Below are 17,967 nucleotides of genomic sequence, written 5' to 3'. Positions count from 1 at the left end.
CAATTCTATAGTAGCAACCAAGGCAATTTCAATCAGGATATTAGAATAAAATACACATTTTTTTCGCATATTGTTATTCATCATTTAACATGTTGTTCCTCCAAACAATTTCCTAATCCTTTGTTGAAGTGTCGGTGTTCAACGGCAACTCGATTTCGATATGGGTGCCGGCGCCCTGCCCGGTTTTGATCCGCAGCGTGCCGCCAAACGCGTAGACCCGCTCCTTCATGCCAATCAGCCCAATGCCTTCCTGCACGCCATCGGGTTCGAACCCAATGCCGTCGTCGATCACGCCCAGTCGCAGCACCCGCGCATCCTGGCTGATCCGCACTTTCGCCATGACGACGACGTCCTTGGCCTGAGCATGCTTGACCACGTTGGACACGCATTCCTGAATCAGGCGATAAGCGGCGATCGCGAGTGCACCTTCCACCTGGCTGAAGTCGCCAGCGTGATTGAAGGTGAAGGACGGCGCCCCCGGAGCCGATTCATAGGTTTGCAACATCTCTTCCACTGCCCCCTCGAGCCCGAGCATATCCAGCACTTCCGGCCGGAGGCGACGGACGATCTTGCGCGCGCTCGTGTAGAGCTGCGCCGAGATGCGGTCGATCGTTTCCGCACTTTCCTTGATGACGGCAGTTTCATGGCTCGCGGGAAGCGCGCTCGCCATGTCCAGGATCCGTCTGGAGCTATAGCGAGCACCCAGCAAGGTCGCATTCAGTTCATCATGGATTTCGACCGCGATACTCTTGCGCTCGTCCTCGACGGCGGAGTCCACCTTCTGAATCAGCCTGCGCTTCTCGGCGTCAGCCTTGAGCGCCTCATTCCGAGACGCCTCCAGATCCCGCGTGCGTGCCAGCACCTTGCCTTCGAGGTTGCGCTTCGCTTCGTCGAGACTTCGGGACATGTCGTTGATGGCGTCCAGCAGTTCGCCCATCTCGCCGCCGTCGTCGACGTCGAGCTGTACGGAGTAGTCGCCGCCGCGGACATCCCGCAACGCCCGGATCGCCGTGTTCATCGGCCTGTGAAGCGCTTTGCCGAGCAGGGTGGCCACCCAGACGCTCAGAGGCACCGCGAAGACCAGGAGAAGCATCTGCAACAGCAGACGCCGCTTTTGCTTGGCGATGGCCGGCTCTTCGGAGAGCAGCACATGCACCTCGCCGATCACCTCGGTGGTCTCGACCCGCTCGTGGGCCTCGCCCGAGAAATGAGGTAGCTCGTCGCTACCGAAGTCGTCGACTGGCAGCGTACGACGAAACACCCGGGCGTCGAAGCGGCCGCCACCAGCCTGTCGGCCATCCTTCGCCTGTATCGACAGGCGTGGTTTGCGCGCGCTGTCGACCACATCGATCCGGTAGATCCATTTGTCGGCCGCGACAAGGCTGCGCACGGTACGCTCCAGGTCCTTCAGATTGCCTGACGTAAGGCCGTACTCGCTGTTTTCGGCAATCGCCGCCGCGAGGATCTCGCCATGTTCCCGCAGATCGCTGCGCACCTCGTAGGGACCGTTGTACCAAAGGTAGACCAGCTCGAAGATCGCCATCACCATCAGCGGAATGGTGGCCATAAGGCTGAGCCGCCAGCTGATCGTCCGGTTCTTCCAGGCCGATGTCCACACGCGTCGTCGAATCGATGAAATCATGGCGTCACCGCTTGTCGGGGCTGTTTGCGAAGTGGCGCGCGGTCTCGTCGACCACCAGGTTCAGCGAGCGCGCAACGTCTTCATTGATCAGGGTTCGGAAATACTTCGGGAATTGCGGCTCGGGCAAGCGGCCGGTGCTTTCGTAGTCGCTCACCAGTTCCTCCAGCTGGGCGTTGATCTCCTCGACCTCGGAATACGTCGTCGCAAGCGCGCCCGCGCGCACCAGCGCTGCCGAGAAGCCGATGACCGCCTGGCCGTTGCGGTAGGTTGTGAGCAGGACCGTGCGGAGGTTGTCGCTGTTGTAGACCAGGCTGTCCGGGATGGCCAGAATCGCCGGCGACTCGACGGAGCGGCTCAGGATCCGGCTGACGGAGTCGTCGAGTTCGTACTTTTCGACTGTAAGGGGAATCTTCGTCGCGGCCGCCGCGCGCTGTAGGGACGGCTCCAGAAAGGCGGTGCGCCCGCCGAGGACGACGGTGGTGCGTACCGGCCGCTTGAACAGCAGGTTCACGAGCCGCAGCTGCGCGGCGGGTGCCGGTTCTGCATAGACCGCCGTCGATGGCGGCCGACGCGCACCGGCCGCCTCAAGGATCGAGTGATAAACCTGGCTCGAGGTGAAGACCGATATGACCGGTCCCTCGATATTCTCGGCCATCACAGCGCGCAGGGCGGCTGGACCGACAGCAATGACCAGGGCTTTGCGCGTGGCCGGACTCATGGCGTCGCCGACCTGCGCACGGGGGAGGCGCCGGCGCAGGTCGGCGACGACCTTTCGGGTCGATTCGCCGTCGTCGGACACGGCGATCACCAGCTCGCGGCGGTCTCGCGGCGCCGCCTGTACGACACGAGATTGCGCGACCATCCACAGCGCGGCACCTGCAGCGCGTGTCAGCCACCAGCGGCGGGACCGACTGGGATCTTTGGTGGAAGAACTCATGCGTGTAGCGCTCGGCGGAAAACACTACACCGCATGGTCAGTGCCGGCCGACCAGCCGGATCAGTAGCTTACGCGAATCGACGCCGCGTAACGGGTGGCATCGGAATAACCGTTCACGACGGTGCGATCGATGTCGTACACCGACGTCGTCAGTCGGTCACTCAAGTGGCTCACCGTGAGCACCGGCGTCAGCGTCGCCCGCGCGATCCTGAAAGTCTTCGACACGGTAAGGTCCTGGCGACCGTAACGGCTTTGACCGCTCGGCGCCGCACCGGACCAGTACAGCGACAGGCCTGCGCGCCATCCGCTGTCGAAAGAACGGGCCACGCCGAGAAGCGCACTGTTCTTCGAGTACTGCGTCTGCTCCATCGGATCGTTGCTGCGATTGTTCAAGCGCGTATAGCCGGCGTGCACGCTCCACCCGGTTGTCAAGTCGAGGTCTGCCTGGATCTCGGCACCGCGCAGGCGTGCTTCACCGTGATTGGTCGGGGAGAATGAATCGAGGGTCAGCCGTTCCGAGATCAGGTTCGTCAGGTTGTCGTCAAAGAGCTTCGCGTCCACCATCAGGCCGTATTGCGGGAAGTTGCCGCTGTAGCCGATCTCGCGAGACAACATCTTCTCGGCGTCCAGGTTCCCTCGTGCCAGAGCGCTTTGCGCGAAGTAGGCCGATCCGGACGACGTCACGGGCGGCGTCATGTTCGTCGTGAGGTAGGACCAGTTTGCGCGCTGCTCGATAATGTCCGGCATGCGGTCGGCGCGCGATACCACGAAGCGCACCGTATTGTTGGCGTCCAGGTGCTTGTTGAGCGCGACCCGTGGGGAGAAAGAGGATCCGGTCAGATCGTCCTTCTGGTAGAACCCGCCAGCGTTGACGCTCATGGTCTCGAATGGGCGGTATTCGACGTTCGCGAATGCGCGCCAGGTCGTGTTGCCGACGGTTCCCCCAAGGTAGGTCGCGCTAGCGGCTTGGTCGCGGCGCAGGCCGAGGCCGCTGACGACGCGCAGCGCATTCGAGAAGACGTAGGTGTGCTGCAGCTCGATGTCACGCCGACGCTCGCTGTAGTCGTTGTTCGTGTTGCCGCACGTAGTCTGCAGGGCCGCGGCGCCGCGCAAACGGATCGCGATGAGCGCCTGCAGCAAAAGGGCATTGTCCTGCGCAGAGCCGCCGCTGGGCTGGCCGCCCGCGATGATGGTGCGCACGTAATCCGGATTGGCGCGCCACAGCGCCCCGAGTTCGGGGAGGAACGCGAACGCCGGAATGCATTCGGTCCAGCCTTCGCGGTTCTTGTGCTCGGACTGGTACGCCTGCACCCTGAACTCCTGGTTCGCGGATACGGTATGGCGCCAGGTCAGGCTAAGGTCGCGCTCCCTGAGACCGACGTCGGGATACGTTACCTGGTACTGGTCGGCGACGACTTGTTGCTGCTTGCTGTTCACCAGCGAGAACTGCAGGTCGACCTGATCCTGCGCCGTCAACTCGGTGGTCGATCGCCAGTTAAAGCGGTCGGTCCTGATCCCGTCGTGGTCCGGGAACGCTCCGGAGTTGCCAAAACTGGTGACGCGATCGAATCCCTTGTTTTCCGTATGCTCGGCCGAGAGCCGCAGACGCGTAGCGCCGATCGAGCCGGCATAGCGCGCATAGCCCTCGCCAAGATCGCGCGACCCGGCGGTCGCCCGCACCGCGGCGCCGTCCACCGCCTGAGGGTCCTTGGTGATGATGTTCACGACGGCTTCCATCGAGTTCGGACCATAGGACGCACTGTTCGGCCCACGCGTCACCTCGATCCGCTGGATGTCGTCGATCGAAACCGGCAGCGCGGCCCAGTCGACGCGAGCGAACGCCGAGCGGTAGGCGGACACCCCGTCGATCAAGACGTTCAGGCGCCGCGGCGAGTAGATGTTGGTTCCGTGATAGTTGATGCGGTAGTCGCTGTTCGTCAGCTGCGTGACCTCCATGCCCGGAACCAGGCGCAGCGCTTCAGGAACCGAGCGGATTCCGTACTTATCGAGCATATCGGCCGAGATGACGGTGACGCTGCCGGGTACGTCCGCTAACGACTGCTTCAGGCGTGTCGGCGTCAACACGACCGACACGTCGTCGGAAAGTGGATCGTCATTGGTTCTTGCAAGAGAAGGGCTGTTGGCGAGCAACGCGAGCGCACCAACGGCGAGGAGGCGAGGGGTTCCGTTCATGAGGTTAGCTTGACAAGTTGGGATAGGTGAAAGCGACGAAGTGGACCGCATTGAGCGCGAAGTGCGTGAGGATTGCGCCTTCGAGGCGCCTCGAGACAAGGTAAGCCGCCCCGTAGTGCAGGCCCGCGACCGTCGCCAGAACGATCAGCAGCGGGCCGCCCTTGACATGTGCTATCCCGAACAGGACCGCCGAGACGACTGCCGAGAACACCGTGCCGAAACGCCAGCTCGACGTCAGCCGCGCAAGGCCGGCGAGCGTGAAGCCGCGGAAGAACGCCTCTTCCGTCACGCAGGTGAACAGCAGGTTCGAGGCCAGGAAAAAAACCGAATAAGGGGTCCATTTCAAGTCCGGGCGTACGTAGCCGAGGAGCATGCCAATCCCGAGCACGACGACAACCGTCAGCGCCGTTACCGGCCATACCCGTCGGAGCATCTGGGCCCACTCGCCCGGTTCGCGTAGCCGCTGGCAAAATACGCCAGCGAGGATCACGCCGACCGCTGCCATGTCGAAGTTGGCACGTATGCTGTAGGCGGCCGCGTCTGCGGAAAAATGGACCTGGTCGACCAGCGTAGGGTTGGCGAACCCGGGAAAACGGTGCGCGGCGAACATGAAGGGTGCGACCCAGGTCGCCAGCAGCAACGGCACACGCAGCCAGGGTAAAGAGGCCTCACGGCCCGCGATCGCGAGCGTCGCATAGAGTGCAAGCCAGCACGGCGCCTGCCAGGTCAGGAAGCCCGTCGCCATGCCAGCCAGGCACGCCAGGGCCAGGATGGGCGCCCAGAGCCAGGTTCGGGAGCCGCGGATCTCCGGTGCTGGCAACCAGAGCGCCAGGACTGCCGCGGCCAGAGTCCCGAATGTCAGTATGAAGTCCCAGCTGAGCGACATCGAGGCTTCACAAATCGATGAGATGGTGTTTCGCCGCCAGCATGGTCAGTTCGGCAGGGCGGGAAATGCCGAGCTTCTCCTTGATGGTCATGCTGGCGTTCGAAACGGTCTTCGGCGAGAGCTTCTGGTCCTCGGCGATTTCCGCGATGGTCATTCCCTTGGCCATCAGCTTAGCGATTTCAAGCTCCCGCTCGGTCAACGACGAAAACGGCGTACGCTCCCCGCGCACCTGGAGCTTCGCCATGCGATCAGCGATACGCGGCTGGAAATACAGCTTCCCGTCCCGGGCATGTTGCACGGCGTCGGCAAGCTCGGTCTCTTCGCAATCCTTGTTCACGAACGCCAGGGCGCCGACGTCATAGGTCCGCTTGATGAGCGTGTTTTGGTCAAACTGGCTGCAGAACACGATGCGTGCATTCGGATCCGCCCTCAGCAGGTCGGCCGCGACGTCAAAACCGGTCATTTTTTCGCCGAAGCGCATGTCAAGCAAAACGACGTCAGGCTTCGTCTGCTGGTACAGCGGCAAGACCTCCTCAGCACTCTTCGCCTGCCCGATCACCGTAATACCGCGCTTTTCCAGGGCAGTGGCAATGCCGGTCCGAACAATCTGGTGATCGTCTGCGAGTAATACCGTCGTCCGCGTGGGCTCGTTCTTCAAGTGCATCCCCGAAATGGCGTGGCGTCTGGTTTGCCGACCGATAGCAATTTCATTGCCACTGTTCTGTTACACGAATTCTAACACTCGGCACTATTGGCTCAAAGCTAATAATGAGCCTTGTTGCTTTCGCCTAAACGTCGGCACCTCAAATCTATTGACGTTAAATAGATTTAGACGTAACATAGCGTCAGCTCGTCGGGTCATGCGTGAGCAGACGCACCCCACTTTCGCGCGCGAAAGTACGGCCGAGCTCTAACCATCATCCAGGAGATTCTCATGAAAACCGATCTGTATTCGCGCATGTTTTCCCGCTTCGAAGACCTGATTCCAGATCTTCCGAACATCTCGGCTTTCGGCGCCGCCTTCTACGCCCCGCCCAAAACGCCGGCAGACCTGGCCTTGTTCTGCAGCGTCTCGTCCTGCGAGGGAGACATGCTCGAGCTCGAGCTGATGAAGGACGAAGTCGCGCACGGCATCGAACAGCGGACCCAATGGATGAAGTTCAAGCTGGATCGCAAAGCGCGCACTGCATGCCTGATCGCATGCCAGACCGAGTCCGGACAAGAATCTATCCAATATGAAACTATTTACCCACAATCCCGACGCCTTCCGTTAAACTCGTTCGCTGTCAATTGGCTAGGGATCCTGGTGAACCTGCAGTTCGCCTTCCGGAGCGTCGTTCCTGCCGCGTCGTTTAACTGAAGAGAGCGTCTCATGATGATGAAAAGCGTAACTTTTGCCAATCAAAAAGGCGGTATCGGTAAAACGACCACGTCCAGGCACCAGTTTTGGCACTTTGTCGAGAAGGGCAAGCGAACCCTCGGGATCGACCTGGACATCCAGGGCAACTTCACGCGAACGATGCTGAACATGGCGGCAGCGAACGGGATCAAATTGCCCGAGGATGACTTTGGACGGCCGGCGCTGCCTAAAGACGCGTTGGTGGCTTCTGGCCTGTTCACGCCCGACAACGTGGCACAACCGCTGCAGGTGGGAGAAAACGCGTTCCTCATCGGCGCCGACGCCGGTATGTTGGACGTCGAGCGCGCGGATCTGGACGCGGTAGTCGCGACAGGCCAGGAGCGTTTTGCCGCGCTCGCCAACGACTACGATGTCGCGATCATCGACACGGGACCTTCGGTATCCGGCCTGCTGGTCGTTGCGTTGTCCGTGTCGGATTTCGCGGTTTCGCCTTGTAAGCCTGATCGCGACGCCGTCGAGGGACTGATGGGCTTCTTCACCAATGTACGCCGCGTCGCCGAGCGCGGGACCAACCCGCGCCTGGCTTCGCTCGGCGTGCTTCCTAACCAAATCGACAAAAAACGGGCATTCCACCGCACTACGCTGCAGGAAATGCGCGAAACCTGGGGCGATGGCGTCTTGCCGGTAGAACTTTACGAACGCGCGGCCATCGATGTCGCGAAAGACCGCCCGGTGTGGCGCACCGAAGCCGGTACTATGAGCCGCAGTGTCGCGGCCAAGGAAATGATGGCAGTTTGTGCCTGCATCGCAAATCGCATGGGCTTGTAAGAGGTAACCAATGGCCAAATCGAATATGAATCTGAAGGCTTTTGCCGGTGTCGTGCAAAGTGCCACGCAAAGGGGTGATCAGGAAATCCCTGTCGACTTGATCGACATAAATCCGCAGGTGCGTACCCAGTTCAACCCGGTGAAGCAAGCGTCGATCAACGCGTCCATCGCGGCTCAGGGCATCAATCAGTCACTTGTCCTGCACGCGAAACCGGACGGCCGGTACGACCTCATTGCCGGCGAATACCGCATCCGCGGCGCCTTCGCGAACGAACTGAAAACAGTGCCGGCCCGGGTCAAGCACAATTTGTCAGCGTGGGAAATCCGCCGCATCCAGGTTTCGGAAAACATGGAACGCGAGGACATCACTGCGTTCGACGAAGCGATGGGTGTTGCCGAAGACGTCGAAAAGTATGGCTTCGAAGTCGCCCAGCAGATCTGGAATCGCTCGGAGGGCTGGATCAGCAAACGCACCGCTGTGCTGAAGTACGCGGAGCCGGTCCGGAAGCTGCTGCAGGACGGCGTCTCGAACGACCTCGAGGTGGCGCACAGCCTCAACCAGCTCCACCAGCTGGACGAACAGGAATATGCCCGGCTCGAGAAGAGCCTCCGCGACGGCGTTCCCCTGTCCCGCGACGAAGTGCGGGGGAAGGTCAAACTGGTGAAGGAATGGAAGGACGAAGAGAAGCAACGCAACGACCGCAGGAAGGCGCTCAGCAACACGTCGGCGAAGGAGAAGGCGGGTCCGCGCCAGGCCCAGGCCACCAAGGCCGGGCCCGTGCCCGCCGCGCCGGCCCGGGAGACTGGAGGCACGGCGCATGCCGGAAGTGGTCGCGCTACGTTGACTACCACCTCGGCTACTGCTGGCGATGCGGCCGCCCCCAAAACCGGCGAGGCGCACGACCACCAGGTCGCGCAACGGACACAGTCGGATGAAGGGCCTCGCATCACCAATGAACAGGCGCTGGTCCTCGACCAAATGGTCACCCTGTTCCAAAACAGCGTCGCCAACCACGGTCTGCTGAAGGACGTGCAGACCGAGCTCAGCGAGCTTGGCGCCGACATGAACCAGACCGAATGGGCGATGTGGAGCCTGTTTCAAACGATCGCCCTGCCGGTTCTCGCTGCCCTGGGAGAAACCCGAGCCCAGCGCTACCTGCAGCGGACGATCACCGAGCTGCGGACCGCGAAACCGCAAGAACTTTGGGACAAGCTGCATCCTGCAGCCGATTCAAAGGGATCCGACGATTGGACAGCGACGCGCACGCCGGTGGCGCCAATGCCGAAGGACTGGCGTTTCTGACTTACACGCCGCTTCGGCGGCGCTTTTTCCCTCGACTAGGGTTAGAACATGAGATTGAAGCGATTGACTCTCCAAGACTTCGACCGCCTGGCTGACGGCACGCGCCTGAAGGAACGCGCCAAGCAACTTGCGCGCGAAGTGCTCGTTGACGGCGGCACGCCAACAGGGGTGGCCGCCCGCCACGGCATGACGCCTCAACGAGTCAGTCTGGCCGTGGGCGTCATCGAAAAGGCGTACTTCGAGGATCGTGAGGGAGGTTTCGGATGGGTGTCGCTCGACATGGATCTACCTGAAAAACTCGCGCTGCAGCTTGACGAGCTGGTCAAGGCGCTCAAGGAGTCGAAGAACGAATCGCAGGTGGAACAGGTCACCGAGCTCCTCGTGAGCGCGGTCGCCAAGGCAAAGACTCAGCTGGGCTAACCCACAAAGTGAAACGCCCAGCGAGCAGGCCGGGCGTTTCGGTACCATCATCACCAAGAAGCCGAAGCCCCCGGAGATGGGGCGATCATAGCAGATCTCCCTCAGGCGCGTAAGCCTCCAGTGACTTGCCAGCCTCGATCCACCGCACTGCGCACTTCGGCTTTCGTCCGAATCCATTCGATTCTGCCGGCGGATATGCCGGGTTGGCGTAGCGGTAGCGCCCTACCCTGCCCTTGCGTTCCGCGCGGCCGAGCAGATCCGCCAGCGGCACGCGCACCGAGTGTGCAATGGTTTCGAGTTGTCGCCGAGCGTCGCCCATCACGGCCAGCTCAAGCCGCGCGATCCTCCGATCGACCTGGTCGACGTACGCACCCAGCCCGGACAACGGGTGATCATCGAAATTTGCTTCGCTGGCTCCGTTCACTTTCTTTTCTAGAACGGTACATTCGGGCAGCGGGCCACTCCCGCGTTCGCCCGTGGATAAATCGGTTGTCCACTGGACTGCCAGTGGACAATCGGCATGCCGATCCCCGATTTACCCACCGCCTCATCGCGACGTTCGGCTCCGCCCTGACGCGCTTCGCTTGCCTTGATTGTAATAATTTCCTTTCTGAAAACCAAGAGCGACATTTCGCTTCATTGTTGACTTTATCACTCCATTAGATAGAATGAGCCAAGATATCAATAGGGGTGATCCGATGACAGAACTCATCATGTCCAAGACGTTTCGCGAAGCAGCCGAAGCAGGCGCGTTATCAGCACCGGTGGTACTAGGCGTAGAAGGCGGCTACGTGATCGAGGCGACGTTCGGGCAGGTCCGGATGCAGCTCGCGGCGCGCAACGCGGCCGGCGAGCAGAAGCGACGCGTGTTCCCGTCGATCGGCGCGGCCGACAGCTTCCTGCAAACAAAAGCCCGCATCCGGTCTTATGGCGTCGATGCCACGCAATACCGGCCGGCCGCGGCGCCGCCTCGATATGCAAGGGTGGCGGAAAGACTTCGCCAGGCGCACGCAGCGCTCCGTCCAGCCCCGCAACCAAACTAAGCAGAGGTTTCGATGTCCGAACAAGAAGCTCCCCGCCCGGCGCCGCGCAACCGCGGCCAAGTCGTCGTACGCAAGTCCCCGACCCGACTCGTCGGAGACGACGCGTTCCAGAGCCCGCAGCTTAGTCTGTTCCAGAACTTCCTGGTGAACACCGAAGAGGAACGAGACAAGCTTTCGAACACGATTGCCCTGTGGGACAGCATTCCACGCTACAGCATCTCGCGCAACCTGCAAAACCGCATGCGCAGCGCGCATGGGACGCTCGAGATCCTGAAGCTGGGCTTCCGTCACCACCAGGTGGATTACCTGGCCACGATCACGCCGGCGCGCATCGAAATCAAGGAAGGTCCGGACAAGGGGAAGACCATGGATTTCTATCCCAGCGCCTCCGAGGAACTGGTCGAGGACGCATTGCGCAAGATGGCGGCCGACCAGCAGCAGGGCTTCTTCGACAAGAAGGGATACGTCAGCGGTGTCGCCTTCTCGCTCTATCAGCTGCGAGAGGAATTGGCCCGGCGAGGACACGCGCGGTCGTATCGCGAAATCCAGCTGAGCCTGGAAATCCTGCACAAGACGAACATCGAAATCACGACTTCCAACGGACGCGACGAGCACCTGCGCAGCAGCACGTATTTTCCTTCCATGGCGACGGCTCGCCGCAAGGATATCGAAGCGGACCCTTCTGCCCGTTGCGTGGTCCAGTTCCATCCCCTGGTCACCCGCGCCATCGACGCGCTCACTTACCGCCAGTTCAACTACCACCAGCTGATGAGCCATCGCAACCAGCTATCCAGGTGGATCCATAAGCAGCTGGTAATGAAGTTCACGTTCGCCGCCCTTGGCACCGAATTCAAGATGATGTTCTCGACGATCAAACGCGATAGCGCCCTCCTGACCGGCTACAAGGAAACCCGCCAGGCCGTGGTCGCCGTGGTCGAGGCCTTCGAGGAACTTACTAAAGCCGGTCTTCTCATGAAGGTCGAAAAAGGCCACGAGGTACGCGGCGCGCGGAACAAGCTCGAGGACGTCGAGTTCGTTCTGACCCCGTCGCACACGTTCGTACGTGAAGTGAAGGCTGCAAATAAACGCCACAAGGACGCAAACGAAGAAGCTGGATCCCCGGCCTGACCCGACCCGAAAACAGCACCGAACGTTCGCGCCGACAACCGCGTCGGGCGGGAGGTTTAACTGACAGGTCAGCGAAGCGCCGGGAGGTTTGGGTGACGGGATGGCCGCTGCCGGTAGGTTTGGCTGACGGTTCGCGGTAGGCCTGACTGACGGATTCTCGATCAAGGCGCCCTGCCGGGAGGTATGACTGACGGATCGAGTTTACTTGCTCTGAATCAACGCATGTAAAAATCAATCCATATTTAGAAAATAGATCCAGCAGAAACTTTTATTGACCGTACAGAGTTTTCTAGAAGAAACTGGAAGTGAAAATGGCGAACTAGCCGGGCCATTTTCGATAGGAAGGTATGGCTGACGGGTCGTAAACGTGCGGTAGGTATGACTGACAGGTGGGGCCGATCTGCGGGAGGTCTGGGTGACAGGTGTAGGAAGGTTTGGCTGACAGCAGCTTAATTCATGAGCAAACCAGCATCCGTCCACTAGTGTCCCCATGGAGGTCTAGCTGACAGGATCGAAAAATGACGGGAGGTTTGGATGACGGGACGCGAAAAATGCAGGAGGAATGGCTGACGGGAAGGGGAATCCGCTTCAAAAGTCGGATTTTGACGCCCTCAAAACACACAAAAAAGCCGTCATCAGGGAGGTTTGGCTGACGGACAAGTCCACCTAAGTATTTGATTCCTCTGCATTATTTTCCTGTTATCCACATGGTTAACCTTTTAGTCTTTGATTTACTCTTCTACTAACCGTCATTGCTTCCGACTTCGAGACCGTTATCCACCATGCACCGTTCCACCGCGCCCCTATCGCCCATCTCTCCGGCAGGATCGCACAACCCAGGGCTATGCCATCAAGGCACTCCTCGCCCGTTCGGTGCTCGCCTGCGGCTGCGCTCCGCATGCGGCCTCCGGGGTGTCCTAGACGCCGCCCAGGGCCGTGCGACCGTGCCTACGAGGCGATAGGTACACGGTGTCACTACAGCGCCGCTCCGTGCACCACTGTTTCCCTGGCTGCTCACACGCGCAGACAACACCGTCAGGGCCTGTTCCGGCCCCGACACCCGGCCCGAGGCTTCCAGGTGCCGGTATCAACTGAATCACGACGTCAGACATACCTCCCTATGGTTCCTCGCACCGTACTCCGGCGACCCGCACCCACAAACCGTTCGGTATGCCAGCGAGCTCTCCGACGGTTTCAACTTTCGCGCGCGAAAGTAACCGGCAGCTGCTTCAGGTACGGACAACATTGCTGACGATTTCTCCTGCACTCGCAGAGTGGCAAAACTTTTAAGAAAACGAGCCAGCACGCGTTGCCAGACAAGACGTAGATATGCGATTCTTTTAACTATTGCGCCTCAATAGTTTAGTGTATAATGGTACTTATCGGCGGAACTTCTTTTTCGCCGATCGGCCCGCCAGTGTGAGCAGACGCTGGCGACGCTTGACAACCCACCATCATCACGGAGAAACGCATATGAACGGAACGACGATTCATGCACCACGCTTGCTGTCCCCATCACGCGGCGCCCTGGTCAAGGACATCACCCACTTCCATTTTTGCTGCGGTATCGGCGGGGCAGCGAAGGGGTTCAACAAGGCCAGCCCGCGTGTCGGAGCATTCTCGGCGCGCTTTCGTTGCCTTGGCGGCGTCGATGTTTCGCCGTCCGCAATCCGGGACTTCGATCGCCAGGCGGGCGTCCGCGGCACCGTCATGGACTTGTTCACCCGCGAACAGTACACCGCCTTCCACGGCAAGGAACCGGCGGCCGCATGGCGTGAAGCAGGGCCGGCGGACATCCGGCGCGCCGCCGGCAACGAGCGCCCGAATATCGTCTTCATCAGCAGCCCCTGCAAGGGCGCTTCCGGCTTGCTGTCCGAGAAAATGAGCCAGACCGCCAAGTACCAGGCGCTGAACTCGCTCACGCTGCGTTGCGTATGGCTCATGTGCGAAGCCTGGGCCGACGACCCGGTCGACCTCATCGTGTTCGAGAACGTCCCACGCCTGGCGACGCGCGGCCGCCACCTGCTCGACCAGATCAACCAGCTGCTGCAGCGCTACGGCTACGCGGTCGCGGAAACCACACATGATTGCGGCGAGCTGGGCGGATTGGCACAAAGCCGCAAGCGTTTCCTGCTCGTGGCCCGCCACACGGAAAAGGTGCCGGCGTTCCTCTACGAGCCAGAGAAAAAGCGCTTGCGCGGCGTCGGGGAAATCCTCGGCCGCATGCCATTCCCGGGCGATGCCGCCGGCGGCCCGATGCATCGCATCCCGCGATTGCAGTTCAAGACTTGGGTTCGCCTGGCCTTCGTCGAGGCGGGCAGCGACTGGCGCAGCCTGAACCGTCTGGCGGTGGAAAATGGACATCTACGCGATTACCTGCTGGTTCCAGAAATGCACCGCGGCGTCCTCGGCGTGAATGAGTGGTCCAAGCCGATTGGCACCGTGACCAGCCGCGGCATGCCGATGAACGGAAACTTCGCGGTTGCCGATCCACGCCATATCGGGCCCGACAAGCACAGCAACGAGTTGCGCGTCGGTGACTGGACCGACCCATCCCGCGTCGTGTCGAGCGCGCACGGTACCGGGCAATGCGTCGCCGATCCGCGGTATCACAATGATGGCGACTATGGCCAGCTGGGCGTGCGCGCCTGGGACCAGGCGACCGGAGCCATCACGACCCAGCGGTCCCCGATCCAGGGAGGCTTTTCGGTCGCCGACCCGCGCACCGCCGGCACCGAGACGCACAAGAACGTGTTCCGTATCGTTCCCTGGGGCGGCGCCGCCGGCACGATAACCAGCGGCCATGGCCCGAGCAGCGGCGGCGGGTGCGTGGCCGATCCACGACCGCCGCAGCGTGACCTGTTCGGGAAATACGCCGTCACCCCCTGGACGGGCGCCGCCGGCACAGTCATCGGAGGCGACGATTCCGGCGCTTACGCGGTGGCGGATCCAAGGTCGACCAGTAGTTTCGACGGCGCTGGGAAGTACGCGGTGACCGCGTTCGAGGAGTCGACGGGGACGGTGATCGGCGCCAGTACAACCGGTCAGGGCGCGTTCGCCGTAGCCGATCCGCGCACGTCGCTGAACCGCCAGCCCGGCGACGCCTACCTAACGGGCGGCCACTACGGCGTGGTGCCCTGGAATGCTCCCAGCGGCGCCGTCAGCGCCGCGGCCGGACACGACAACGGACGCTGGAGCGTGGCGGATCCCCGCCTGAACCTGCTGCCTGCGCTGGACGAGAAAACGGTCGCCATCATTCGCTCGCTCGACGGCACCTGGCACCGGCCGTTCACGACACTCGAGCTGGCAGCTCTGCAAAGCCTGATCGAGCCGGAGGAGTACCTGCTCCTCGACGGGATGAGCGACAGCGTATGGCGCGAGCACATCGGCAACCTGGTGCCGCCCGACGCTGCCGAGGCGATCGCCGACGTGTGCGGCACCACCTTGCTCCTGGCCTGGTCGGGCGAGACCTTCGTTCTGAGTGCTACGCCCATCTGGGTGCGCAACGTCGCTCTGGGCCTGGCGATGGCTTCCTGAAGACCGCCAGCACCGGCCCTCGCGGCCGCGGGAGGTGCGGTGCCGGAACAGCGCCTCCAGCACTGCGTGTTAGAACGCTCGTTGGAGACATCATGAAGAAGAGCAATTGGAAGCTGGTCCTGTTGATGACCCTCGTGGTCGTCCTGGCGTTGATGATCGACTACCAGATATGGGGCGTCGACTCGCCTGTTGCTTACGTCGTGTTCTACGTGATCGGTGTGCTGCGGCCTGGTCCTCTGCCGCTGTTTTGAGCCCCGGGCGCCGGCTCGGCCGGCGGCGCAAACCCGCCGCGTCTTCGGTACGGCCTCGTCTCAGAATGGTTGCGCCGCGGTCGAATCGGCTGGCCCCTCGAACTGCGTCGCCGAGGCGGCCTCGAGCTTTGAACCTGTCAACCCGTCTACTTTCGCGCGCGAAAATCGCGGTGCTGGACAGGCAATGATGTCCTTGCTATTCTGCACGCAGCGTCAAAGACGGAGCCAGCGTGGCTGCCGACGGGCTGTCGGTTAAAACGTGGAATTTTGAAGTAACTCGAATACCCGCATTGAGCTTCATTGCAGATATTCAGCCCTTATTAATCTCAAGTCCACGAGGCCCACTATGCAAGTGCTGCAAAAGTATTGGCGCGACCGCGCCTTCGACATCCATCGCATCATCAAAGCGAAAGACATTCCGATTTCGCGCGGCTGGCCGGCAGAGATGTTCGGCGCCTTCCTGACCTACTTCACTCGCCAAGAACTCTTGGATTCCCATCACGGCGAAGCCCTGATGGATCTGCTGCAGGATGACTACAATCCCAAGCCTTACGTGATCCTCGACGACGACCTGGGCGTCAAGCGCATCGCCAACATGCTGCGCATGCCGACCAGCGAGGCGGCGAAACTGGCGCCGCTGTTCCTGGAGGCGTTCGAGAAGCTCGCGCCCGGCCAAGTCTTCCGCGACGAAAACGCGTTCGTCGACCATATCGTGGAGCCCCGAATCCTGGCGGCGCTGCGCGGGTCGACCGAGGTCCTCAGCGCGTTCTCGGCGATGGAAGCCGACCATATCCGCTTCGACCCCGACACCTGGGAGGATACCGACGAGCTGTACCAAGGCCTCCCCCGCGGCGTGCCGATGGACCGCGAAGATCTCGTTGAACTGCGCAAACTGCGCGACGACAAGAACGACACCTGGACCTACCGCCAGATGTTCCAGATGCATCCCGCCGACGCAGCTGGCAACGTCCTGAATCACAAGTTCGCGACCTGGTGCACGGTCCAGGTCGAATTCGCAAAGCTCGATCGCGCCATCCTCGCGGCCGGCGAGTACAACGTCAACGTCTACGGCGGTGTTGCGCGCGCCTGGTCCGGTGGCGGCCCGTTTGAGAATATCGCGAAGCCCAACACGTATATCTCGATCGTGTTCTGATCGGGCGATGCGAAACCCTGCCGATGCTGGCAGGGTTTTTTTTCGTGTGCGCCCAGCATGGGCGCACTCCTGTGGGTGCAAGTCCCGCCGCAAGCTGACCACAGCGAGCGAAGTGAAGCGCAACTGCACGAGGGTGACCTAGTGTGGGGAGGAAGCGTGGATCGTAAATCATGAGCCGATGGACAAGAACTGCATAAGAGGCGCTGCTGATCAGGGTGAGCGGGCACGAAACCGCGAAGCTCTTGTGGTCAAGGAGAGGCGGCGTAGATGCGGCGGTTGTGTGATGAAGGAGTGCGGCCCTTACCTGGGGACGCCCCGCCTTGTGCCTGAAAGGGCGACGAAAAAAAATCGGAGCGGGGTCTCAGCAGAGGTCGTAGTAGGTGCTGGTATGGCCGGGGAGGCTAAAGACTGGTGCTGAAGGACCGAAGGAATGGGAGCTGGAATCTGCTCGACCATTCGAGAGGGAATGCTTCAGATGCCTGGAAACGGGGCTCGTCAATTGGAGGCCAAGGTGAAGCCGACGCTTTCTCCGACAGTGAAGAACTCGATCGACCGGGTTGGACACAGATGAAAGTAGGCGCGGTGCGCGGGTTGGCATCGTCGCCTCAACCGTTCCAACCGCCCGGTGCGGACCCGCATGCCGGGTGGTGTGGGAGGGGCCGGCCACTAGTGGCCGCCCCTATCCCGATTCGTACGGGGCAAACATTCCTTGGCGTGATCCGTCAGTCATACCTCCCGGTCTTGTTGCTGCTGAGCGGCGCCGTGCAGGTCGGACGTCTCCCTGCGGGACCGGGCTGTCGTGCTGCGCATCGAGCCCGCCGCGCGGTCTCGCCCCTCCGGGCTTCCATCCCTGACGCCTCCGCGCCTGGCGGCGCTGCGCGCTGCGCTTGCCGTCATGATCAATCCGGCGACCATGTGCTGCGCGCGGCCGCGCGAGTTGCTGGGCTGGCTGGCTTGGCCAGAGGCTCCCGCCTGGGTGAAGTCAGCACTTTCGCGCGCGAAAGTGAAGGGGAGGGCACGCAACTTCCGGCTTCGATGCCGCTGCGGACCGGCGCCGTGACGCCGCGCCCCTATCGCCCATCTCTCCGGCAGGATCGCACGCCGGCGGGCTATGCCGTCAAGGCACTCCTCGCCCGTTCGGTGCTCGCCTTCGGCTGCGCTCCGCATGCGGCCTGCGGGGTGTCCATGACGGCGCCCGCCGGCGAGCGACCGTGCCTCCGAGGCGATAGGTACACGGTGTCACTCTGGGGTGGGCCTGTCCTGCGCTGGGTTCTTGGCTGATCGAG

15 protein-coding genes are annotated in these 17,967 nt (G+C 61.7%); 9 read left to right on the top strand and 6 right to left on the bottom strand.

The features are described from left to right. Positions 1-112 precede the first annotated feature (112 nt). The 5 genes from AC3A6M_RS20570 to AC3A6M_RS20550 are packed head-to-tail and all read right to left on the bottom strand — an operon-like array spanning position 113 to position 6,316. A complete protein-coding gene (locus AC3A6M_RS20570; RefSeq protein WP_487854578.1) occupies positions 113-1,642 on the bottom strand; it encodes an ATP-binding protein in 1,530 nt (509 codons plus the stop codon). Positions 1,643-1,646: 4 nt separating this feature from the next. Next, positions 1,647-2,579: a hypothetical protein gene (locus AC3A6M_RS20565; RefSeq protein ID WP_487854577.1), complete on the bottom strand. Its 933-nt coding sequence runs from the start codon at positions 2,577-2,579 to the stop codon at positions 1,647-1,649. A 60-nt stretch (positions 2,580-2,639) separates the two neighbouring features. Further along, a complete protein-coding gene (locus AC3A6M_RS20560) occupies positions 2,640-4,772 on the bottom strand; it encodes a TonB-dependent receptor plug domain-containing protein (protein WP_487854576.1) in 2,133 nt (710 codons plus the stop codon). Positions 4,773-4,776: 4 nt separating this feature from the next. Beyond that, positions 4,777-5,658 carry a CPBP family intramembrane glutamic endopeptidase gene (locus AC3A6M_RS20555; protein ID WP_487854575.1) on the bottom strand — a complete coding sequence of 294 codons (882 nt, stop codon included), beginning with the start codon at positions 5,656-5,658 and terminating at the stop codon, positions 4,777-4,779. Positions 5,659-5,665: 7 nt separating this feature from the next. Continuing rightward, complete coding sequence (locus AC3A6M_RS20550) at positions 5,666-6,316, bottom strand: response regulator (RefSeq protein ID WP_487854574.1); 651 nt, start codon at positions 6,314-6,316, stop codon at positions 5,666-5,668. Positions 6,317-6,592: 276 nt separating this feature from the next. Between AC3A6M_RS20550 and AC3A6M_RS20545 the strand changes: the two genes are divergently transcribed. Genes AC3A6M_RS20545 through AC3A6M_RS20530 form a run of 4 tightly spaced genes read left to right on the top strand, consistent with a single transcriptional unit; the run spans position 6,593 to position 9,569 of the window. After that, on the top strand, positions 6,593-7,018 hold the full coding sequence (locus AC3A6M_RS20545; protein WP_487854573.1) for a hypothetical protein: 426 nt from the start codon (positions 6,593-6,595) through the stop codon (positions 7,016-7,018). A gap of 12 nt (positions 7,019-7,030) precedes the next feature. Continuing rightward, on the top strand, positions 7,031-7,846 hold the full coding sequence (locus AC3A6M_RS20540) for an AAA family ATPase (protein WP_314542666.1): 816 nt from the start codon (positions 7,031-7,033) through the stop codon (positions 7,844-7,846). A 10-nt stretch (positions 7,847-7,856) separates the two neighbouring features. Beyond that, the gene (locus tag AC3A6M_RS20535; RefSeq protein WP_487854572.1) at positions 7,857-9,149 is read left to right on the top strand and encodes a ParB/RepB/Spo0J family partition protein; all 1,293 of its coding nucleotides are present in this window, start codon (positions 7,857-7,859) and stop codon (positions 9,147-9,149) included. 48 nt (positions 9,150-9,197) lie between these two features. Then, the gene (locus tag AC3A6M_RS20530; protein WP_487854571.1) at positions 9,198-9,569 is read left to right on the top strand and encodes a TrfB-related DNA-binding protein; all 372 of its coding nucleotides are present in this window, start codon (positions 9,198-9,200) and stop codon (positions 9,567-9,569) included. Positions 9,570-9,654: 85 nt separating this feature from the next. Here the strand turns inward: AC3A6M_RS20530 and AC3A6M_RS20525 are convergent, their stop codons facing one another. After that, positions 9,655-9,993 carry a hypothetical protein gene (locus AC3A6M_RS20525; protein ID WP_487854570.1) on the bottom strand — a complete coding sequence of 113 codons (339 nt, stop codon included), beginning with the start codon at positions 9,991-9,993 and terminating at the stop codon, positions 9,655-9,657. A gap of 244 nt (positions 9,994-10,237) precedes the next feature. On the opposite strand from AC3A6M_RS20525, the gene AC3A6M_RS20520 reads away from it, so the two are divergent. The 5 genes from AC3A6M_RS20520 to AC3A6M_RS20500 all read left to right on the top strand — a co-directional run bounded on the left by AC3A6M_RS20520 (position 10,238) and on the right by AC3A6M_RS20500 (position 16,681). Continuing rightward, positions 10,238-10,612 (top strand): hypothetical protein, encoded by a 375-nt coding sequence (locus AC3A6M_RS20520; RefSeq protein ID WP_487854569.1) that lies wholly within the window; start codon positions 10,238-10,240, stop codon positions 10,610-10,612. A gap of 12 nt (positions 10,613-10,624) precedes the next feature. Then, complete coding sequence (locus AC3A6M_RS20515) at positions 10,625-11,740, top strand: hypothetical protein (RefSeq protein ID WP_314542676.1); 1,116 nt, start codon at positions 10,625-10,627, stop codon at positions 11,738-11,740. 1,473 nt (positions 11,741-13,213) lie between these two features. Beyond that, positions 13,214-15,277 carry a DNA cytosine methyltransferase gene (locus AC3A6M_RS20510; RefSeq protein ID WP_487854568.1) on the top strand — a complete coding sequence of 688 codons (2,064 nt, stop codon included), beginning with the start codon at positions 13,214-13,216 and terminating at the stop codon, positions 15,275-15,277. Positions 15,278-15,369: 92 nt separating this feature from the next. Next, positions 15,370-15,528, top strand: a complete 159-nt coding sequence (locus tag AC3A6M_RS20505; RefSeq protein WP_487854567.1) for a hypothetical protein — start codon at positions 15,370-15,372, stop codon at positions 15,526-15,528. A 346-nt stretch (positions 15,529-15,874) separates the two neighbouring features. After that, the gene (locus AC3A6M_RS20500) at positions 15,875-16,681 is read left to right on the top strand and encodes a hypothetical protein (RefSeq protein ID WP_487854566.1); all 807 of its coding nucleotides are present in this window, start codon (positions 15,875-15,877) and stop codon (positions 16,679-16,681) included. The last annotated feature ends 1,286 nt before the right edge of the window (positions 16,682-17,967 follow it).

The organism is Telluria sp. Soil_C_11 (genome assembly GCF_057657395.1).
Note: the sequence above shows the minus strand (reverse complement) of the source record. Positions and strands in the feature narration are given on the sequence as shown.